This window comes from Verrucomicrobiota bacterium (genome assembly GCA_039192515.1).
GTDB lineage: Bacteria > Verrucomicrobiota > Verrucomicrobiia > Methylacidiphilales > JBCCWR01 > JBCCWR01.
Genome location: JBCCXA010000034.1, coordinates 12,336 through 33,455 on the forward strand (window position 1 = coordinate 12,336; position 21,120 = coordinate 33,455).

The window sequence follows — 21,120 nt, forward strand, 5'->3', positions numbered from 1 at the left end:
ATAACAGCAGATACTTGAAAGAGTTTGGCCTTACTTGATAAAGACTTATTGACCAAACATGGGGATATCACCGGCCGGTTCAGTGGTAATGAATTTTGTTGCCGTAACGTTTTCTGTAACTGTCCAATCCCCATCGACCGTGTTAGGGCCTAAAAATGTATTAATCTCGTAAACCGTTCCAGAGTCAGGGATAGCAGTATACGTTATACTCGGCTCTGTTATAAATTCATTCCAGCTGTTATTCTTTTGGTAATAATGGACAGAGACAGCATTCTGGCCTGTTATCCAGGTATCACCTAATTGAGCCCATACAGAAAGCACATTTCCATTAATTCCTGAGCCAGCTTTGCGTATAACTTGCACATCCTTAACAGCTGGACTAAACCCACTATCTAAGTTAATCAGAGCAACATTAACTCCAGCTAACTGCGACCCATCATTGCGAGCATGAACAGAAATTCGTTGTCTACGATTTCCGTGACCATAATTACCAGGGTAGATATCCCAATCTGCTCCTGCAAAGAGGTATGATCCATCTAACATCATTTCTCCTAACTTGATCCATTTATCATTTGTGGGACCTTCATGAACTTTAGACCCTATACGCCCTGTTTTCGTAAGCACAGTATTATGAGCAGAATCTCGTGCTAAGCCTGGAGCTTTTATTCCACCCTCCATTTCTAAGTCACCTGCCATCCAAGTACTACCAGCCCAATTGACAGTAAAGGCGTTAGAGCGATCTTGCAATGACTCGCCGGCTCCGTTACCTACAATCAAAGCTAAGTCAGTATCAACAGAAGAAGTTCTAGTTCCTTGAGGTTGGTTATATCGGCCAACGACAATTTGACTAAACCCATCGGCAATATTACTATGCCCTAAGGCTACTGAATAATCTCCATAGGCTCTTGCAGAAGCGCCAAGAGCTATAGCTCTTGTGCCTAATGCGGTAGATTGTGCTCCGCCCGCAAAAGAAGCATAACCAGAGGCTTCATTCAATACCCCTAATGCTGTTGAACCGTTAGCAGTTGCTTCTGTCTTAAAGCCAAGAGCAACTGCGTATGTATCAGTTGCTTCTGTTTCAAAACCTAGAGAAACTGCAAATAGATCAGAAGCTAGATTATTTGTTAGATCGCCTCCGACTACTGAATTTGTTCCAGTACCCGAACTTATGGAAATATTGGAGGAAAGATATCGTAAATCGCCACTGCTTTGAGTAAGCACATCGACTCCGTCAATCTGGATACTAGGTGATAATGGATTAGGATTTAAGGTAATGACATCATTGGTAGGGTTCGTTGGGTCAACAAGGGTCAGCACATTGTTGGCATCCAGGATCATTTTAGGTGCTGAGGTGACATCGGCATTTTCGGAAAAATAAAATGCGGCATCATCTTGGTGAGCCTCCAGAATAACTGTAGAAGCTCCTCCCGGCTCGTCGTAAGTCAAGGTTACGACAGGGACTGGATTGACTGGATCATCTAAGTTATTGACGGTCACTGCATCAAAGCTTGAGCCTGACGCACCTGCCTCAATGTCCATGACCAGTGCTTTGACTCGCCAATTATTTGAGTTGCCCGCGCCCACGGCTACGTAGAGTTGATCCCCTGTGGTCACGGTAATGGGTGTTCCTGGTGCATAACTGGCGTTGGGCTTCAGATTATACTGAGAATCCACAATGGTATTGGTATCCGAGTCCCAGAACACAAAATCCATTTTATCTCCTGAGTTGGTGCCCAAATTAAAATCAACCTGATTGAGCAAGAGTTGGTTACCAGAGGCAGTTAAGCCCGTCGTATCAAAGGTATAGACGATCCCCTCCCCCAATACATCCAATTTATTGTTACCTACTCCTATTCCATTATTACCGCTAAACTTGATGGTGCTCGCGGAGGTGAGATTTCCTTTGTAAGTCTCAAAATTAGCTGGATTGGCTGTGAGATCCCAGTTGTTCACTCCCGAGATCACGTAGGAAAAGGAATCCCCGGCTGCGGCATTGGTCAAAGTGCCAGTGGCCGAAGGAGTGCCCGGATTACCGGCAACCGATAAGGGATTTGCCGTGACCGTCCAATTAGCGGAACTTGAGCTGCCGCCTCCGCTGTTGCCTATAGTGACTTGTGCGTTTGTGTTGGTTGCAATGAGCGCAACCCCTGCCAAAATGACCCAAATGTTATTTTTTTTCATAATTTTTTTATAAAAATTTTGCGCTGATTGAGGTTATAGCTGTTGAGTTAAATAAATTACCGTTGCAAAATGCCGATAAATCCGACTAAGTCAAGGGTTTATCAAACGTCAGAGCGAAATTTGAAAGGGCATTTTTACATCTATAGACGTAAGTCGTTACTTTTCTGACACTTCCATCATTTACTTAGCAAAGCAACCATTAGGTTACAAAAGACTAATACGTGATGCTAAGAAAAAGTAGCTTTATACTCCCGGAACATTCCGACTAGAAGGATTGTTACGAATTTCAAGGAGGAGTTTCTTAGCCTGTTGGGCAACTTCTGGATGGTTTTTGAATACGTTTTCCTCCTCTGCAGGATCTTCCTCAATATTATAGAGTTGCTCGAGCATTTTGCCCTTTTTAACTTCACTGGTTCCAGCTGCCGGGATCCCTTCAATATACTTCCATTTACCAAAACGCAGAGCGTGTCTCCCCAGAACATCTCGGTTTATTAGATGAGGGCGATCACTTTTCTGAGTCGTATCCTGCAGGATGTTCCAGAAGCTGAAGCTATCTGGAGCGGCCACGGCTGGATCCGGAACCTTACCATCTACAACTTCTGCAATGGTGGCAAACAAATCACCCGTGGTCACAAGCTCATTGGAGACCAGTCCTTTACCCAATTTAGCAGGCCAACTGACGATGAAAGGGACGCGCAGACCGCCATCGAAAATGGTGTGTTTATCGGCTCGTATATCACCATTGAATTTAAAACCCATGTCAAAGGTGATTTTTTCATGCTTTTCGTCGTTATTAGGGATATCACCGCCATTATCAGAAGTAAATATAAACAAGGTATTTTCGAGAGCCCCTTTCTCTTTCAAATAATCAATGAGCCTACCCGTTACTCGGTCTGTATCTTGAATGAAGTCTCCATATAGACCCGCCCCGCTTTTACCTTTCATATACTTGGAGGGAATGATTGGGTGATGAACCGCTACCGCACCAAAATAAAGAAAAAATGGTTTTTCTTTTTCCTTATTAATCCACTCAATTGCTTTGTCCATGGTAGTATCCATCACTTCATCAGTAACTCGTTGGGGTGCATCATAGCCTGCGTAGGCATCTTTGGCTTTATAGTAGCTTGTGCCATAGACCTGCATTTTATCTGACTTCAGTCCATATATTCCATCGTTTTCAATATAGACCTTATGAAAATCATCCAGGTTGTTTGGAACTCCAAAATGATAATCGAAACCAACTTGCAAAGGTCCTGGCTCAATTTTTCCGAGTAGGTTCTTAAACTTCTTTTCTTTATATCCAAGATGCCATTTACCAATAGCAGCCGTGCGGTAGCCTTTATCTTGGAGGAAGGAACCTATCGTCTTTGTTTCGGGGTCAATGAGTAATGGATCCATGGTGTTGACAACAGACTTCTTAAGGCGAGTTCTCCATGAATATTGGCCAGTCAACATGGTATAGCGAGTCGGCGTACAAACTGATGCCGTAGCAAAGGCATTTTTAAAAAGAATCCCTTGTTCAGCTAATCCATCAAGACGGGGCGTTTTCACAAAATTCTCTGGCGCACCATATGAATTGAGACTCCCATAACCTAGATCATCTGCCATGAAAATGACAATATTGGGCTTTTCCGCCATGAGGGATGTAGGTAAAAGCGTTGCTATGGGTAAGCAATGAAGGAAACGAAGTATTTTACTGAACATAGAAACGAAGATTATAATCGTTGATTCGACGACAAGTCCAGAGAAAGATATTCGAATAAGCATCCGCATCAGGAATAATAGACCTCGCATTACCTTCATACATAGGAATAGCGCTTGCCTCTTTCGAACATAAACCTTAGCCTTCTTCGCTCAATAATTGTGGATGCAACAATCATTCCTAAACAATTGAGAGAGTAAACTGAAACAGATCTTAGGACTTACAAAATAAAAATATGAATCCACTTTATTGATCTTCCAGAAGGCTGGAGAATAAAGATCATCCACTAAAACAAAGGTATAAACACTATGAATAGTTACTTTGGAACCATTGACTACGTCTTAATGGCTGTCTACATCATCATCCTAGTTGGCATAGGTCTGGCTTTGAAAAATAGAGCTTCGGAAAGTCTTAAGGATTATGTCATAGGCGGTAATAAGCTTCCTTGGTGGGCTATGGGAGTCTCAGGTATGGCTCAGTTTCTAGATCTCGCTGGAACCGCACTGATCGTTTCCTTCCTTTTTTTGCTTGGGCCAAGAGGGCTATTCATCGAATTCCGAGGAGGGGCCGTTCTTATCCTCGTTTTTATGATGCTTTGGACCGGTAAATGGCACAGGCGTTCAGGTTGTATGACCAATGCGGAATGGAACCTCTTTCGCTTTGGGGACCGCTGGGAGGCTCACTTCGCCAGAATTCTTAGCGTTGCTGGCGGCTTTTTTAATAACGTAAGCCTTATGGCCTATTTGATCTATGGTACGGGAATCTTTCTAGCTATGTTCCTGCCATTCGAGCCTTGGCAATGTGCTGCCGTCATGATTGGGGCGGCCACTATCTACACGATGTTATCCGGCTTCTATGGGGTTATTCTTACCGATCTTTTCCAGTCCGCCATTATCATCCTGGCGGTTGTCTTCATCTCTATCATTTCATTTAATTTGATCACCGACTCGCAAGTCTTCTATGAAACCGCAGTAAAAGTCAGTGGTAATACCGAGTGGAAAGACTGGTATCCTCAATGGGAAACAAAAATGCCCAAGGGCTATGAGGCATACACCCACTTGATCATTATCATGAGTTTGTATCTGATGAGAAATGTCTTCTTCGGTATGGGTGCGGGAGGAGAGCCTCGCTACTTCGGGGCAAAAAATGACAAGGAATGTGGTAAGCTCACTTTTCTCTGGACGCTGCTAATGGCTGTCCGGTGGCCCATGATGATGGGACTTGCTGTTATGGGCATTTTCTTGATCAATGATCTATTCCCTAACCCCGCAACGACAGACCAAGCTTCGGCCATTATCCGTAACGCCTATCCTGAGGTGACGGAAAGCACCTGGCAAAATGTGATAGCGGATGTTGCCAATAAGCCCGAAGAGCTATCACCTGCTATGATTGGACAACTTGAAGAATTAGTAGGTGCCAGCACCGCTGCTACTTGGAATCAAAAGATTCAGCTTCTTGGTTTTCACGGGAGTATCAACCCCGAAAAAATCCTACCCGCTGCGCTCATTAATTCCGTAGGTGATGGACTAAGAGGGTTGCTCGTCATTGCCTTTGTAGCAGCATCATTATCTACATTTGCCAGCTATGTGAATCAAACCACTGGACTGGTTGTCAATGACTTATATCTGGGCTACATCCGAAAGAAAGCTAAGACCAAGGAGCTTATTTACATCAGCTGGTTAACAGTTCTGGCGCTTGTTGGACTGGCCTTTGCCTTCTCAGCTACTCTCAGCAGCATCAATGAGATCTGGGGCTGGTTTATCATGGGTATTGGTTCTGCTTTGATGGTACCGATCACCTTACGTTTCTACTGGTGGCGCTTCAATGGAGGCGGGCTAGCCTGGGGAACATTTACAGGACTTACGGGTGCCATTGTCCAGCGTCTTTTCTTTCCAGAGCTAGACGAATTTGCCACCTTCGGAATTGCTCTAGCTTCAGGGTTTAGTGGTTGCATCTTAGGCACTTACTTGAGCCGTCCGACCGAGCATAATGTTCTGGTGAACTTCTATCGTAAAACAAGACCGTTTGGTTTATGGGGTCCTATGAAGGAGGCCTTAAATAAAGAAGAACGTAAAGCCATGAATAAAGAACATTTTCGTGATATTATTTCAGTTCCTTTCGCCTTAACTTTTCAGGTCGCCATCTTCCTGGCACCTATGCTTTTCATCATTCACAACTTTGAAGGCTTTTGGTCAGTCTTTGCCATAGGAGTAGTCGCTTTTGCCGGTTTGTGGTATTTCTGGCTAAGACATTTAGGCAAGGCTGATGACAATAATGTGATCGGGGAAAGAACTGCCCCTGATCCATCCCCAACAGAAACTAAAAAAGAAAATTATGTCTAATACATCTTCTCATAAGAAAAAAGCGCTTGTCGTCTCCCATACGCACTGGGATCGCGAATGGCGTTATCCCGTCTGGAAAAACCGCATGCTCCTAGTGGAGTTTATGGATTGGTTGCTCGATATCCTCGAACAAAATAAGGATTATGGAAGCTTTCTCATGGACGGTCAGACCATCGCCCTGGCCGATTACCTCGATGTTCGGCCTGAAGGACGTGAACGCATCAAAGCACAAGTTCAGGCAGGGCGCTTAATCATTGGGCCATGGTACACTCTACCTGATCTCTACCCTGTTAATGGAGAATGTCTGATTCGCAACTTGTTAAAAGGAATCCGCTTCTCCGCTGAGTTTGGCGGTCACAATCCGGTGGGTTATCATACCTTTGGCTGGGGGCAAACCGTACAATTTCCACAAATCTATCATGAGCTTGGTATTGAGTTTCTCGTAGCCGCCAAAAGAATCACCAAACATCGTGCACCTCACTGCGAATTTCTGTGGGAGTCTCCAGATGGTTCACGTATTCTCACCTCCCGCTTAGGACAGTTTGCTCGTCAGAATGGATTCTTCTGTATCCATTTTCCTGTCCGGCTTGGAAAGTCTTTCTATGATGAGGAATATAAATGGGATTGGGGAAAAACAGGCGTTGTCTACCACCGCGCTAATGAAGACAAAGCGTTAGAAGATTACTTTCGTATCGACCATGAACAAGGCTACCACAAAGACGCCCTAAAAGACGGTATGATGGAAACATGGGAAAACATGAACGAAACGCTGGTTCCGGACTTTCGCCTACTGATGTATGGCTGCGATTTCACCACCCCAAACCCAGCTCTACCTCAAATGATCAAAGATGCCAATGAGGCTATTGATGAGATCGATTTTAGCGTCGCGAGTTTGGAAGAATATGCCAAGGGGGTAAAAGAGCGCATCGATCTTGAAAAAGTTCCTCTAGTTACAGGCGAATTGCGCGATGGGCCGGCATCCGCTGTTTCCGGCAATGCTCTATCCGTACGCATTCACATCAAGCAGCTAAATAAAAAAGTAGAAAATATTCTTATCAAGCGCACAGAGCCTTTGGCGGCTTCTATGTTGCAACTCAAGGAAGAATACCATACTTCGTTCTTTGAAAAAGCGTGGGACTATTTACTGCTATCACACCCGCATGACTCTATCAACGGAGTCACCCAAGACAAAACAGTGAATGATAATCTTTACCGCTTGAACCAAGCTTTAGAACTAAGCGAAGTCATTTACGAAAAATCCATCGAACAACTTCTACGCCGCCTGGATCTTTCTAAGTTTGCTGAAGATGATGTGCTTTTACTTCTTCATAACTCTCAACCACGCCCCATCCGCGAGGTCATGAAAATTGGTATTGATACCCCATCTGAGAAGAATGTCTGGGATATTGCAGCAGAGGATACAGATGGACAACCACTAGCCATTCAATTTATCGCGCGCGAAGAACGCAAGGCACCGGTCAACGACTTTGAAGCTCGTCCTTGGCCATTCTTCTCGGATCGCCACGATATTTATCTGGATACTGGAGAAATTCCGGCTGGAGGCTACAAGGTTATTCGCATTGTTCCCAAGAGCACCTTTTGGCGTGAAGAAGAATGGTGGCCCGCTATGCGCACCTCACAGGGCAAAGAGATCTCTAAGCAGCCACATACTTTGGAAAATGATCACCTTAAAGTCACCGTCAACTCTGATGGAACTTTTGACATGACTGATAAGGTCAATGGTCGAACGATCTGTAACATGCATGCTTTTGAGGATGCAGGTGACACAGGTGACTACTGGGCTTATTACCCACCTTATCACAACCAAGTTTTTAGCAGCCGTGCCGGTCAAGCTCGTATCTGGTTAGAAGATAATGGAGAACTCACGGCAACCTACGTTGTGGAAATTACGATGAAACTTCCTGCTCGCGCAGAGTACGAACGTGTCACGAATCAAGGGTATGGCAAAAGAAGTGCTGAGACTGTTGATGTGGTGATTACCTCTCGTTTGACTCTGGATAAAGATTGCAAACACTTAAAGATTAAGACTGCAATTGATAACACGGCCGAAGATCATCGCATGCGTGTCCTTATTCCAAGTGGGATCAAGACAAACTTTGCCGATGCGGCTGGACACTTCACCGTTGATAGACGCGCTGCCAGACCTACCTTCAATGATGAGGGTGATTCGTACCCTGAGATGGCAACCGTGCCGCAACAGCAATTCGTCTCAGTCAGTGATAGCAAGTATGGACTTTCCGTTCTCAATAACTGCTTAACGGAATACCAACTGCTTGAAGATGAGAATGGAACATTAGCACTTACTTTATTCCGGAGTGTTCGTAACCGTATCTGCACTGAAGCCCGCGTTTCCGCTGTCTTTCCTCAGCAAAAAGGAGGCAAACTCTTACAAACTTTAGAGTATGAATATGCCATTTACCCGCATGCTGGAGATTGGGTGGGTGCAGATGTCCATGCCGAGGCTGAGAAAATTAATGTGAAATCACAAGCACTGCAAATCTCCGCACATAAAGGTGGTGATCAGCCTTTATCGAACTCTTTCTATGAGATTGAGGACCCCAACTTAGTCCTGTCTTGTTTCAAGAAGGCGGAGGATAGCGACAATCTCATTGTCCGTGTTTATAACCCTACTGCTAAAACCATCACTACAAATCTAAAGATTGGCTTTAGCATCAAGAAAGCGCATTGGGTTAATATCAATGAGGAGCGCCGCAAGGAACTCACTATCGACAATGGACTCATTCTTTTAGAAGTGGCAAAAGGTAAAATCTATACCATCGAATTAGAAACGGTTTAAAACGATGAGCACAGTCACCACCAAAACGATACCAGGTCTCGGACCTATTGACCCAGCTTTTGAAAAGGATTTTATTTCTTTAGAATCAGCAGGAAATGGCATGTGGCAAGTAAACAAAGAAGGTGTTCGAGAGATCTTTACTTTTCTTGATCAAAAAGAGGAATATATTGTCTTTGAAGATAAAACCCTTGTTTATGTGAAATCCGCCATGGGTTATCCCGCTATCTATGAACTTCCTGAGGTATCATATGAAGGCCCCGCAACTGCTGTCCTCATGGACCTTGATGGCACAAGTGTTCATAGCGAAAGCTTCTGGATTTGGATCATTGAGCAAACGACTTCGCGCCTATTGGGTGATCCTAAATTTAAACTCGATCCCGCAGATGAACCTCATGTTTCAGGTCACTCTGTCAGTGAGCACCTGCAATACTGCATTGATAAATACGCTCCGGGAAAAGCGATTGAAGAAGCTCGCACGCACTACTTTGCTATCACTCGCTATGAGATGAATGAAATCCTTGAAGGAAGAGGCAAGCCAGGCGCCTTTACACCGGCCCCAGGCTTAAAAGAGTTTTTACTAGCTCTCAAGAATGCCAAAGTAAAAATTGGACTGGTTACCTCTGGCCTTTATGAAAAAGCCTGGCCCGAAATTCTCGATGCATTTAGAACTCTTGGCTTAGGTGACCCTCTCAAATTTTATGATGCGGCAATCACGGCAGGTATACAGGTTGGTGGTGGTCAAGCGGGAACTCTTGGTGAACTTTCGCCCAAACCTCATCCCTGGCTTTATGCAGAAACAGCTCGAGTTGGGCTAGGCCTAGACCCGTCAGAAAGCCACAAAGTGATTGGCATGGAAGACTCAGGAGCAGGTGTTGTTTCTATACGCCTCGCGGGATTCACAGCTATTGGCGTAAAGGGAGGCAACACAGAGCGCAGCGGTAAAAATGTCCTCCTTTCCCAAAACTATGAAAACCTAACCGACTCTTTGCCCTATATTTTAGGGCAGTAAATGAGAAAAGCCTCAGCTCATCTTAGGTTAAATGCCTGCTTTCTGGAATTTAGGGACTGCTTCAGCAATAAACTCTTTTAGCATATCAACTGTTTGGTCGTGGTTTTTACCCCCGCGCTTAAAATCCTCTTCCACTATGGAATTAACACTTACATAGGCCCAACGATGAACTTTGTTATGCACAACACGATCCCAGCTTGTTAAAACCACTCGCTCATGATGGTGAGGCGTTGTTCTATCACTGCCCACAAACCAATACATAAAAATAGAACGAAGATTTCTCTTCTTTTCTCCATCCTGCACTTCTCGGTTCAAGAGTAATTTCATAACGGACAGTTCGGTATCGTTATCTAAAGTTACATTTTCAACCTCTCCACCACCAATCGTCCAACCCTGAGCTGGCAAGCAGATCTCAGGGCGGTGAATACTTCTCTTTTGCGCACCGCTAAGTACAATGGATGCAACTAACTCGCTGCCGCTAAAACTCAAGTATTTCTTACGGGCAAACTCCGTGTCATCCGGTAAAATATGTCGTTCAGCTGCGCTTACTTCAATCTCCTGTCCTATGTACCTATCAAGGAATTTAGGCAATTCCATTAAAACACCTGAGGTATTAGATAAATCTAGCTCGGGAGAAATTCTACAAGCCATCAATGTTAAAACGGTTGCTACTAGCAGCACCATCGATCTCCAAATATTTAGTTTTTTGAGCATCTCTCTATTTCCAGTTGAAAGCTATATTCAAATCATTTTCTAAAAGTTCTTATTGCTAGTGACCCTCTAGTATTCAGAACCTTTTTTAATATCATGAGGTGGCTTTGCTAGTTTTACAAAAAACTGAGACCAATTAAGGTTGAGCAGGCCACCAACTCCAGCCATACCTCCCAAGGCAATCACAAAAACCATAAAACCAGCAAACAAATGAAATGTAGAAGGTTCCTCGAGTGTTCCTATGGCAAACTCAGAACCAAAAAGCATAGTTCCAAAAGTCAAAATAAGGATCCTTACTAGATTTCCTGCAACAGCAAGAGGAAGCGATATAATAAAAATAACCCACCTCTTCCAGTTATTAAGTATCATGGTGAATAACCCATAAACGCTTTCACCCAAACTTGAAAATGTCATCTGGCCATCGTCACGCTTAAAAAATTTTTCGCTGGGCATAATAAAATAAGCGTACAGGGCGCTTATCATCATTAAAGCAAATAGCGATCGAATGCCACTACATGGGTTAGCAATATCTACTGCAAAAAGATCTCCCATTTTAGAGCCGGATGTTGGGTCTGGCGCAGACAATATAGCTGTCCCTTGCCTGACCACATCAATGCCTATGACATTTAATATAAAATTGGCCAATTCTGTCATAATAATACGAAGCGGGAATGCCAACATATTATCTAGGAAAACAAAAGGCCACATGAACATGAGAAAGACCCAAGGGAAGAAGACTCGCTGGAGCAAAGGAACTCCCCCTTTCCACAAAATCCATCCAAGTATAATGACTTGTATCCCTATGTGTCCGAAGTATTGAATTTCTGCCCTAAACCCCAGCCAGTAAAAAAAGAACCCGGCTAGCATGATAACAACAGCACTTTGGATAGGCTTTAACTCACAACTAAGAATTTTTTTACGTTCCCATACCAATATCCCGACCGAGATAAATGGAACTATTAGACAATGCCCCCAGTCGCCATCATTACCATTCCATATAGCCCACGCCATTGATAGCAATGAATGCTCTTTATAGTTATAATCAATGTAGTAAACCCCAATGAGGCCTAAGGCAAGAAGAGAAGCCAATAACACGAGAGCGTCAACAATAAATGCCTGTTCTTTACTAAAATTCATTCACTCAATATCCTGATGCTGTAAGAAGGTAAATCTCTACAGATAAGCCGAAAATCACATGTTATACTAGGAGGATTCTTAAGCTTGGCCATAAAGTATTTCGAATATTTTTTTCACAATTCAAGGGCTGTTTTCTGGAAACTTTCCTAAACTAATTTAATCGGTGCGCTATCATACTACCCAATTTTTTGCCTTGCTTGATCGAGACTGAAAAGCCTTGCTGACTAAGTAATTTTTTAAGATACAATCCTGTTCTTTTACTATCGAGGTCATGATATTCCATGACGATCATATACAAAATATTCCAATCTGACTGCGAAAGACTTTCAAAAAATTCATACTCTATACCTTCCGCATCTATTTTGAGTAAATCAATTTTGTTTAAACTAAAATGATCGACAATATCTTTAAAAGAATAACATTGAACTGTTTCTTTTTCTGGAAAACTCTCTCCTATTTCATTCATAAATGTTGCGGTTGCACCTTCCGTATTTTCAGCAAGCAAAACTCTGTCACCTGACATCCCAGCAATTCCGACACACTCAGCACGATAGCTCATATTATTTTTAGTAAGATTACGCTTGCATTTGGAAAAATTCGCCTTGTTAGGCTCTATCAAAAAATAGTTTGCCCCAGGATGTAACTCATTTAGCCAAACCGAAAATAAGCCTATGTTTCCTCCGATATCTAAAACATTCTGAAATTTTGATTTAATGATTGCTTCCCATGCGTAATCACCTTGCAAAAAAACAGTGCCGAATGCTATTTGATCCCTTGGCAACTCAATCTCAATCACAGAACTCTTTCTCGTCCTTAATTGAACGACCTCGCCCTCTTCACACGAAAACTTTCTAAACAAATAACCCAACCAATTTTCCAGAATAAGAACATAGCCCATAAGACTTAGTATTTTTCTAATCCAGGGAACTCCATGAAAATAATGATGGAGCTTATACAGTATTGTCATATCTATTTTTCTAAATTGCTAGTAAACTCTACAAATACACTAACTTATCATGAAGTCAGAGGATCTTCTATTCTAATTTATGTAGTCTGCTAATAAGTGTTCATGAGCATACAAATTTTTGGAGCTATAATTTTTACTTAGGCACAAAAGAGTTTTTCGTATTCGTCGGTAATTTTCTCCCAATCATACCTATCACGAACCCTGTTCTTTGCATTCATACTGAGGGCTTTCACCATATCAGAGGAATTCTCAAGCTTCTTTATAGCACTAGCCAAAGAACTGATACTATCCTCAGGCGAAAAAAATTCTCCGGCATCTCCTACGACTTCTCGATTTGCTTCGGTATCTCTGGCAATAATACCATTACCAAAGCCCATTTGATCTAAAACAACCGGTCTAGTAGCATCAATAGCCGTGGGGTAAATAAAAGCTTTAGCATGATAGCTGAGCTGCTCGTATCCATTACCAAAAACATAGCCAGTCATAAGGATTTTACCTTTTCCTTGATTGACAAGTGCATGGAGGCGTTTTTTATACTCCGTTTGATAAGGAGCATCTCCCACAACGACTAATGGCGCAGAGATTTCACTTTTGAGATGTGCTTTCATAGCCAAGTCTGCAAAATTTTCAGGTGTTAACCTGGAAACATACAAATAATATCCCCTTTTCCTCAGACCATACTTGTTTAGCACATCACTTCCAGGGTCTTCCTCAACCAAATGGGCTCCGTAGGGAATGAGCTGGGCGTTAATATTATATTCATCTAGGTATTTTTTTTTGATCACTGGGTGATCTGCAATAATGACATCTGCTATGGAAGAGGCCCATTTTTCACTTTTTTTTAACCACCAGCTACCAAATCTGGACCACTTAGCTCTGGCATGATCGGCACCGTCTACATTGACAAGCGTCTTGGTACCGATGAGTTTTGGTATAAAAGAAAGAATTGAATTTCCAACCCCACAAAAATAACAAATATTATAGTCAGCAAATAGGGCATGCAAGAGTGACAGGGTCGTATGAACAATCGTATCCGTAGTCTTAGTAGGAATTGTGGGCAAACAAATAATTCTGACTCCTTTAAATTCTTTCTTTCTGTACTTATTGAAAGGAATTCGATTGTAAACAGTCACTTCGTGACCTCGCTGCACAAGTCTAACTGAAAGCTCTTCTACAAACGTTTCAAATCCAGAGTAACACCTGGGAATTCCTCTTGAGCCTAAAAAAGCGATTTTCATGTCTTTTCTTAGGCAGTAAGCTAATGAATCTTTCCATAAATGAAACCAAAAATTGTCCACATTATTCATGAAGGATCAGGTGGAGGTGGTGCGACACTATCCCTCACCTATTTCCACCGTTACCAAAAAAAGTTTAGTCCCTTTGTTATTTGCGGTTGCCAAGGAAATTTGGCTCAAAGACTCAAAGACCAGGGGCTTAAAGTATATGCTCTACATTTAGATCGTCCCATTCCCTGCATTTTCTCTATACCGCATTTGGTTTATATTCTATTAAAAGAAAAACCTTCCGCTTCAATTATTCATGGTCAATGGGGAGGTTTTTGTGCTGCTGTCGCTTCTTGGATAGCAGGTATCTCTCAAGTTATCTACTATACTCATATGCCCAGCTTTTATACGGACTGGGATTTCATCAGAACCATTAGAAATCGCTTAGCAGAGCTAGTCACATGCAAAATTGCCACGACTGTCGTTTGTCCAAGTGCAGCTAATCGTTATCAATATCTTCTGAGAAACCTTGTTGATGAAAAAAAAGTCATTCATATACCCAATGGAATAGATACAGAGGAGGTCAAACCTAGTGAGGATAAAATCAAGTTACGTCAAGAACTCGGCCTGCCCACTGATACAAAAGTAATAGTCTCTGTGGGTAGGCTTAGTGATCAAAAAAGAGTTGATTGGCTGATAGAGGCTTGGTGCGAGGTTGAAAAAACTACCCCTGATGTGGATCTGTTTATTATTGGTGACGGAGAGGAAAAGCAAGCTCTTGAAAATTTATCCACAAAGCTCAATCTCAAGCGTTGTCATTTTCTGGGTAGACAACCTAACGGTTACAAGTATTTTCAGGCAGCCGATCTTGCAGTCATGACCACCATGTTTGAGGCCCAGCCCTACAGTCTGCTCGAGGCACTGTCCTGCGGCTGTCCAACTATTGGAACAGCTGCCGACGGTGTATTAGAAACACTCACACCTCTATCATCTGATCTTGTATGCCCTGTGGCTTCGCCAGCTCAGCTAGCTAATAAAATGAAAGCCCTTTTTTCAGGAGACATAAATCTTCCAATAGCAAAAGAAATTCATCGCTTTGCTGCAGAGCACTATCACATTGATTGCATAGTAGAAAGACAGCTCAAAGTTATTACGCTCCAATGACTGATAGTCACTCACTCTAGATATTGAGTCTCTGCCTTTTTATTTAAACATCGCCTAAACCTTTAGCTCTTCGTGAATCCTCAAAGGCTACCCTTGCAAAGAGACCAAGCATGATTTCCTCGCTCGGAAAACCGCCGGTAATAAACATTGTTATCAACCACGAGATGATCGAAAAAGTTGCGAGAAAATAAAAGATGTGCTGTGTATCCCTAATATTATTTCTCCATAGGCTCTTGATAATATCCCATATTAAATACCTTAATATATTAAGATAAAGAGCAAAACCCACAAAACCCAAAGTCGCCACCACGGTAAAAAAACCCTTTTCATATCTACCGGTAAGCTTGGCTTGCTCAGACTTTTTCGTAACATCATCACGAGTTTGGTCAAACCAAGCAGTTTCATCAAAAGGCCTAATCCCATGACCAAATAAGATTGAAGCAAAATTTTCTGTAGCTCTTTCCCAACCCTCTTCACGGAGTCTTTTATGAAATTCGTCGCTTTGACTAATGCCTCGTTTGATAGATAAGTTATCCTCTGTAACAACAAAAGCTGAAACAGCTCTTTGCATTTTATCTGGCAATGCTTCAATACTGTAAGGATCAAGGTTAATATAGACCAATGCACTGCCACCTATAACTCCGGATAAAATCAAAAATGGCACATTCTTGGTAATAAAATTCCAATACAGTACCAAAATTAAAAAAATCAATAATGCGGCTCTTCCTCCTCCTAACAAGCAGCCTACAAAACACGCTGAAACAATCATGAAACTAAAAAGCTTAGAGAAAAAGTTTTTACTGAATGAAAAATAAGCCATAGCTATCGAAGCTAAGCTAATCGAGGTTATTCTTAAATCATCTGCATTCCCTACTTTGGGGATATAGTTAATGAGAGGAATGTATACCGTTTGCCTAACTTCTGTAAAAATATTAGTGCTATCAAAACCACCTTGTTGCACAAAGAAATAGATACCCGCAGCAAAGCGTAACATATAGGTTACAAACATTAGTATTAAAGCCGTCTTAAGGTACTTTGTTTTGCCAAATAGATAAAATGCAAAAAATAAAATAAAAGGCCACCCAGCATTCATATACTGTCGACTTACTTGCCCCACACCTCCATAGTCGCTAATCTTATTGTAGGCAACGCAAATGAACCAATGAGCAAAAATATAAAAAGCAATTAAAATAATTGACGGAGGAATTCTTGTTCTTAACAACATAGCACTCTCTTTTTTGAGTGCGACATTTGCTATCAAAGGCAATAAACATACTGCCAACATTAATTCATGCACGTAGAGCTTGAACCCAACATAAAAAGCTCCTCCCATGGAAACAGCGACTATAAAAGGGATCCACCACCTGTCACCAGCTAAAATAACCCATACTCCTCCAACAACAATTAAGAGTATTCCGATAATATTTAAATACCTATGATCTGATAGGGTAATACCTAGATAGACAGCAACAAATAGACCTATGATAAAGACGCAGGCCCCTATCAATTTAGTTACAGAGATATCCGAACCAGAACTCATAGACAATTATAGTAAGCTTTTAATGTTTTAGAAGCGGTCTCTTTCCAAGAAAAAGACCTGGCTTGCTTCAGACTCTTCTGCTTCAAAGAACTTTGAAGCTCCTTAGATTCTATTATCGACAAAATAGCAGATGCAATCTGATCTACTGATTCAGGATCAACCAAAACAGCGGCATCTGCGGCCACCTCTGGTATAGAGGTGGTATTAGAGGTAACTACTGGAGACCCACACGCCATTGCTTCCAGGACTGGCAGCCCAAAGCCTTCAAATAGTGATGGATAACAAGTCAAAGTAGCCTTTTGATAGATTTTGACCAATTCTTCTTGACTGACATAACCTGTAAATTCAACATGCTCTTCAAGAGTATTTTCTTTTACTTCCAGAAAGATATCCTCATACAACCAAGTTGCTTGACCAACAATCTTCAGCTTATGCTCGATCTTCTTCTCCCTTTTAATTTTCACAAAAGCCTTTAGTAGTCGAACTAAGTTTTTTCTGGGATGTAGATTCCCTACATAGAGTATATAGGGAACTTCACCAAATTGTTTAGTATCTTGTGATGTGGGCTTATAGCAATCATCAATTCCATTATAGGTAACAGTAATTTTATGCTCCGGTATATTCCAATGCTCCAGCATGGTTTCCTTTGAATAATTTGAAACGGTCAAAATATGATCTGCAGCTTTAGCTACTCTTTCTGTAATGGCTGCATAGAATAGTTGCTCATATTTACGAAAGCCATGCGGAAAACAAATAAAAGAAATATCATGTATCATGACAATTTTAGGCGGATGTGCCTTCCAAAATTTTGTCCAGTAACTAGAATGATACAGATCTGTTTGTAATTCACTTAAATATTTAGGGATTGTGAATATGTTACGAGTAAAAAAATTCCCTAGTGGAATTTCATACCAACTAAAGGCTTTCGACTTAACCATTTCGGGACATGCTTCCGTTGTTAAAATACATAACTCAACATCACCCAGACTCAATTCACTAAAGCCTCTCAATAATCCCCTAATATAAGTTTCATTACCAGTCTTGCGCCTTCCAAGGCACGTTGCGTCAACAGTAACTCTCATTTAATAAATTGTCTGTTTTAAAGTTGTGATATGGATAGACTCCTGTTACGTCTAAACTTCATACTTGATAGAGTAGAACAAGCAACATTTAAAAATATACTTTTTAGAGTACCTTATATGAAGAAAATTAAAGTGGGTATCGACCTGGCACCGGCTTCACACAGAGCGCCAGGAACCGCTCGTCATGTTGCTGAGCAGGCCCGAGCATTATTTCGAATTGATGTTCCCTGGGATTGGATCCCTCTTTTAGAATCAAAATCTAATCTACTTTTTCAAGAAGTTCAAGAAATGGATTACCAGACGAATGCTGGTCGAAAATTATGGACCCGAGCAACTTTTAGTAATGGGAGGGTGTGGAAAAAAAAAGGATGCCAATTAGCATTTGCTACTGCATATTTTGTTCCCTGGCTTGGAATTCCAACCATCACAAACTATTTTGACTCTAATAATTTTGAATATGGCAATACCTGGATCGAATCAGGAAAACGCTGGAATTTCTATCTACTTAACACACTAAGCTACTATGCCTTGTTCAAGTCTGTTAAGCTATTCGTAAACTCCCAATACTGTATCAATGTGATTAGTAAACATTTCCCTCTTGCGGCAAAAAAGCTGGTGCTAGCACCTCCTGGCATCACTCCCCCTAAAGAAAAACCCAAAACAAAACCCAGTTGGTCTCGAAAACTAATAAAACCCTTTTTTTTGTACGTTGGCATTTTTTCCGACAATAAAAATCAATATAGATTGATAAAAGCTTGGCTAGCTCTGCGCTCCAAAAGAGATGATCTACCACAGCTTATACTTTTAGGTCCATCGGATAGCAGCTACACAAAAAAGTCTATCCTACCGCTGATTGAGAAAACGCATTATAAAAATGAAATTATCATGCCAGGTAGAGTTTCAGATCAAGAGCTAGCATGGGCTTATCACAATGCAGACGCTTACATCCAACCCTCAATTGCTGAGGGATTTGGGTTGCCCATTGTTGAAGCAATGAGCTATAGTCTCCCGGTAGCTTGTTCGAATACAACTAGTTTGCCTGAGGCAGCCGGCAGTGCTGCATTTCTGTTTGATCCTTTTCATGAAGATTCTATAGAAAATGCCTTGCAAGAAATTTCTGCTAATCAAAATTTAAGGTCCGAGCTTAAAGAACTGGGGAAAGAGAGGCCTGCTCAATTTACCTGGAAAAAGAACGCGGAGATTGTAGCTGAGCAGATTGATCAAACATTAACTGGTATGCTTTAGATCAAGGCCTCAAGCTTAGCATGGACTTTATTCTCCTCAAAATCTTTGGCTCTTTTTACCCCCATTTGCCCCATTCGATCTCTTAAATCTTTATGTTTAATCAAATCTATCATTCTCATAGCGAATAATTGAATATCTCCGACTGGAACGAGATAACCCTCTTGCCCATCTTTGGCAATATCTCTAAAGCCATCTGCTTCACTCGCCACAAATGCTCTACTACATGCCATAGCCTCAACAAGCACTCGGCCAAATGATTCATACATGCTAGTCATGACCACAAAGTCTGAAGCTTTCATAAAAGATATACCATTTGGTTGGCTACCTAAAAACTCACACCTCTCTAGCTTCAATTCAGCATGTAAGCTTTTTAGATTTTTCTCCTCACTTCCACCACCTATTATCCATAGTCTTGCATGAAGAAGATCATCAGAAACGATTTTCCAGCTCCTCAAAAGCCAATCAATTTGTTTCTGTGTTTCTAAGCGCGACACAGAAACTATATGGATCTCACTATCGTGCCATTTATACTCCTTTCGAATATCAATGCCCTTTTCCTCTTTCAGAATCTCACCTAAATTAAATCCATTTGGTATAACCTTGATCTTGTCAAATGAAGCAAGTTTACGATAAAGATAATGGTAGCGATTGCTATGGCTCAAAGTGATTACATACTCTGAATTACAACATGCTGTCCGCTCGCATATAAAATTCCTAATAATCCGAATCAAATCCCAATCTGTATAAAAGGAAGGCCAACGAGCAATGTACCAAACCCGTGGAATACCTATCATTCGACTAACGACCGCGCCTAACAGCCCTGCCCATTGCCCATGCAGTATGAGTATATCAAGCTTTTGCCTCTTTAAAATATAAATCAATGGTATTATGCCCAAGAACGACTTTATAAGACTCTCCGTAGGCACACTCTTGTGATAAATTGACAACTTATTACACACATCGGCTAAGCGTCCTTGACCTCCATAGAAAACGGCTTGCTTGTACTTATTAGCATGGAAAAAACGTAGCTGAGAAATGACAGAATTGGACCCTCCTCCCGTATTATCTATATGAATAAAATGCCCTATTTTCATAAAAACTTACACTTGTTATTATTATCCGCTTAACTACCGTGAGTGCCATAAAAATTTATTTTCAAGATCTAAGTTCTTTAAAAATTGCTTACCAAATTTTCATTTCATCTCACCAACAGTATTGATTTAATAATATGAAAAAAATCCGCTCTCTCCTGAAATATATATGCTTGTTTTCAAATTGGTGGATAGCTGCATCTGCAAGATATTTGAGGCACCATCTGGGAAAAAAACAAGTCCTCTACCACCGTAATGGTAGCCGTATTACTTTTCGCCCCGGCTCCGATTATATTGCATTAGGAGAAGTATTTTGTATTGAAAATTATTCACCATGTCTAGATGCAAAGAAGCCTCTTAATGTATGGGATATCGGAGGAAATATTGGATCCTTCGTGCTCTGGCACTCATCGAAGATGGGTGAAGTCAGTTATCACTCATTTGAACCTTGCGAAGATACTTTCAAAGTTCTTTTAGAGAATCAGCAAAGTAACCCCTCTATCAGTTGGAAAGTCTACCCTTACGGACTAAGTAACAAAAATGAGGAGTGTGAAGCATATGTTCCTAATGACATGTATGGACAAACTAGTAAATACTCCGCTAAGGGAAAAAAGGTGATATTACCTCTAAGGTCAATCAATGACGTTTGGTCTGAATTTGGCAAGCCGAAGATTGATTTATTAAAAATCGATTGCGAAGGTGGTGAATATGCTATTTTCAAAGGCTGTTCTGCTGAATTTCTTGAAAAAGTGGAATACATCATTATGGAAGTGCACATCATAGATGAATACAATCCTAGAAGCATTACAGAAAAGCTCGGATCAGCAGGATTTATCATTGTGGAAAATATCCAAGAGCAAGGTGTTATTTGGGCTAAAAGGGGAACGCGTAATCCTCAACAATATTAA

General features: G+C 41.5%; 15 protein-coding genes. 6 read left to right on the forward strand and 9 right to left on the reverse strand.

Annotation, left to right across the window (positions count from 1 at the left end):
• Positions 1-45 precede the first annotated feature (45 nt).
• Both AAGA18_12900 and AAGA18_12905 read right to left on the reverse strand, forming a co-directional pair.
• Positions 46-2,181, reverse strand: a complete 2,136-nt coding sequence (locus AAGA18_12900) for a hypothetical protein (GenBank protein ID MEM9446236.1) — start codon at positions 2,179-2,181, stop codon at positions 46-48.
• 243 nt (positions 2,182-2,424) lie between these two features.
• Positions 2,425-3,885 (reverse strand): arylsulfatase, encoded by a 1,461-nt coding sequence (locus AAGA18_12905; protein MEM9446237.1) that lies wholly within the window; start codon positions 3,883-3,885, stop codon positions 2,425-2,427.
• Between the two features lie 306 nt (positions 3,886-4,191).
• On the opposite strand from AAGA18_12905, the gene AAGA18_12910 reads away from it, so the two are divergent.
• The 3 genes from AAGA18_12910 to AAGA18_12920 are packed head-to-tail and all read left to right on the forward strand — an operon-like array spanning position 4,192 to position 10,052.
• Entirely contained in the window at positions 4,192-6,225 is a 2,034-nt protein-coding gene (locus AAGA18_12910) for a sodium:solute symporter (GenBank protein ID MEM9446238.1), read from the forward strand.
• The gene (locus tag AAGA18_12915; GenBank protein ID MEM9446239.1) at positions 6,218-9,043 is read left to right on the forward strand and encodes a glycoside hydrolase family 38 C-terminal domain-containing protein; all 2,826 of its coding nucleotides are present in this window, start codon (positions 6,218-6,220) and stop codon (positions 9,041-9,043) included. Before AAGA18_12910 ends, AAGA18_12915 begins: the two co-directional genes overlap by 8 nt.
• 4 nt (positions 9,044-9,047) lie before the next feature.
• The gene (locus AAGA18_12920; GenBank protein ID MEM9446240.1) at positions 9,048-10,052 is read left to right on the forward strand and encodes an HAD hydrolase-like protein; all 1,005 of its coding nucleotides are present in this window, start codon (positions 9,048-9,050) and stop codon (positions 10,050-10,052) included.
• Positions 10,053-10,079: 27 nt separating this feature from the next.
• Here the strand turns inward: AAGA18_12920 and AAGA18_12925 are convergent, their stop codons facing one another.
• The 4 genes from AAGA18_12925 to AAGA18_12940 form a co-directional block, all read right to left on the reverse strand.
• The gene (locus tag AAGA18_12925; GenBank protein ID MEM9446241.1) at positions 10,080-10,766 is read right to left on the reverse strand and encodes an exosortase-associated EpsI family protein; all 687 of its coding nucleotides are present in this window, start codon (positions 10,764-10,766) and stop codon (positions 10,080-10,082) included.
• A 66-nt stretch (positions 10,767-10,832) separates the two neighbouring features.
• The gene (locus tag AAGA18_12930) at positions 10,833-11,900 is read right to left on the reverse strand and encodes an exosortase/archaeosortase family protein (protein ID MEM9446242.1); all 1,068 of its coding nucleotides are present in this window, start codon (positions 11,898-11,900) and stop codon (positions 10,833-10,835) included.
• A 151-nt stretch (positions 11,901-12,051) separates the two neighbouring features.
• A complete protein-coding gene (locus AAGA18_12935; GenBank protein MEM9446243.1) occupies positions 12,052-12,867 on the reverse strand; it encodes an FkbM family methyltransferase in 816 nt (271 codons plus the stop codon).
• Positions 12,868-13,004: 137 nt separating this feature from the next.
• Positions 13,005-14,105, reverse strand: a complete 1,101-nt coding sequence (locus AAGA18_12940; protein MEM9446244.1) for a DUF1972 domain-containing protein — start codon at positions 14,103-14,105, stop codon at positions 13,005-13,007.
• 39 nt (positions 14,106-14,144) lie between these two features.
• Here AAGA18_12940 and AAGA18_12945 point away from each other — a divergent pair, with 39 nt between their 5' ends.
• Positions 14,145-15,254, forward strand: a complete 1,110-nt coding sequence (locus tag AAGA18_12945) for a glycosyltransferase (GenBank protein ID MEM9446245.1) — start codon at positions 14,145-14,147, stop codon at positions 15,252-15,254.
• 43 nt (positions 15,255-15,297) lie between these two features.
• Here AAGA18_12945 and AAGA18_12950 read toward each other — a convergent pair whose 3' ends face one another.
• Both AAGA18_12950 and AAGA18_12955 read right to left on the reverse strand, forming a co-directional pair.
• Entirely contained in the window at positions 15,298-16,587 is a 1,290-nt protein-coding gene (locus AAGA18_12950; GenBank protein ID MEM9446246.1) for a hypothetical protein, read from the reverse strand.
• A 203-nt stretch (positions 16,588-16,790) separates the two neighbouring features.
• Positions 16,791-17,876, reverse strand: a complete 1,086-nt coding sequence (locus AAGA18_12955) for a glycosyltransferase family 1 protein (protein MEM9446247.1) — start codon at positions 17,874-17,876, stop codon at positions 16,791-16,793.
• 117 nt (positions 17,877-17,993) lie between these two features.
• On the opposite strand from AAGA18_12955, the gene AAGA18_12960 reads away from it, so the two are divergent.
• A complete protein-coding gene (locus AAGA18_12960) occupies positions 17,994-19,121 on the forward strand; it encodes a glycosyltransferase family 1 protein (protein MEM9446248.1) in 1,128 nt (375 codons plus the stop codon).
• Here the strand turns inward: AAGA18_12960 and AAGA18_12965 are convergent.
• Positions 19,118-20,215 carry a glycosyltransferase gene (locus tag AAGA18_12965; protein MEM9446249.1) on the reverse strand — a complete coding sequence of 366 codons (1,098 nt, stop codon included), beginning with the start codon at positions 20,213-20,215 and terminating at the stop codon, positions 19,118-19,120. The two genes, AAGA18_12960 and AAGA18_12965, sit on opposite strands and share 4 nt — an antisense overlap.
• A 134-nt stretch (positions 20,216-20,349) precedes the next feature.
• Between AAGA18_12965 and AAGA18_12970 the strand changes: the two genes are divergently transcribed.
• A complete protein-coding gene (locus AAGA18_12970; GenBank protein MEM9446250.1) occupies positions 20,350-21,120 on the forward strand; it encodes an FkbM family methyltransferase in 771 nt (256 codons plus the stop codon).

What these genes read in the sequence shown, in the direction of transcription:
- AAGA18_12900 (MEM9446236.1), bottom strand. Translation starts at nt 2,181, where the DNA reads ATGAAAAAAAATAACATTTGGGTCATTTTGGCAGGGGTTGCGCTCATT.
- AAGA18_12905 (MEM9446237.1), bottom strand. Translation starts at nt 3,885, where the DNA reads ATGTTCAGTAAAATACTTCGTTTCCTTCATTGCTTACCCATAGCAACG.
- AAGA18_12910 (MEM9446238.1), top strand. Translation starts at nt 4,192, where the DNA reads ATGAATAGTTACTTTGGAACCATTGACTACGTCTTAATGGCTGTCTAC.
- AAGA18_12915 (MEM9446239.1), top strand. Translation starts at nt 6,218, where the DNA reads ATGTCTAATACATCTTCTCATAAGAAAAAAGCGCTTGTCGTCTCCCAT.
- AAGA18_12920 (MEM9446240.1), top strand. Translation starts at nt 9,048, where the DNA reads ATGAGCACAGTCACCACCAAAACGATACCAGGTCTCGGACCTATTGAC.
- AAGA18_12925 (MEM9446241.1), bottom strand. Translation starts at nt 10,766, where the DNA reads ATGCTCAAAAAACTAAATATTTGGAGATCGATGGTGCTGCTAGTAGCA.
- AAGA18_12930 (MEM9446242.1), bottom strand. Translation starts at nt 11,900, where the DNA reads ATGAATTTTAGTAAAGAACAGGCATTTATTGTTGACGCTCTCGTGTTA.
- AAGA18_12935 (MEM9446243.1), bottom strand. Translation starts at nt 12,867, where the DNA reads ATGACAATACTGTATAAGCTCCATCATTATTTTCATGGAGTTCCCTGG.
- AAGA18_12940 (MEM9446244.1), bottom strand. Translation starts at nt 14,105, where the DNA reads ATGAAAATCGCTTTTTTAGGCTCAAGAGGAATTCCCAGGTGTTACTCT.
- AAGA18_12945 (MEM9446245.1), top strand. Translation starts at nt 14,145, where the DNA reads ATGAAACCAAAAATTGTCCACATTATTCATGAAGGATCAGGTGGAGGT.
- AAGA18_12950 (MEM9446246.1), bottom strand. Translation starts at nt 16,587, where the DNA reads ATGGGAGGAGCTTTTTATGTTGGGTTCAAGCTCTACGTGCATGAATTA.
- AAGA18_12955 (MEM9446247.1), bottom strand. Translation starts at nt 17,876, where the DNA reads ATGAGAGTTACTGTTGACGCAACGTGCCTTGGAAGGCGCAAGACTGGT.
- AAGA18_12960 (MEM9446248.1), top strand. Translation starts at nt 17,994, where the DNA reads ATGAAGAAAATTAAAGTGGGTATCGACCTGGCACCGGCTTCACACAGA.
- AAGA18_12965 (MEM9446249.1), bottom strand. Translation starts at nt 20,215, where the DNA reads ATGAAAATAGGGCATTTTATTCATATAGATAATACGGGAGGAGGGTCC.
- AAGA18_12970 (MEM9446250.1), top strand. Translation starts at nt 20,350, where the DNA reads ATGAAAAAAATCCGCTCTCTCCTGAAATATATATGCTTGTTTTCAAAT.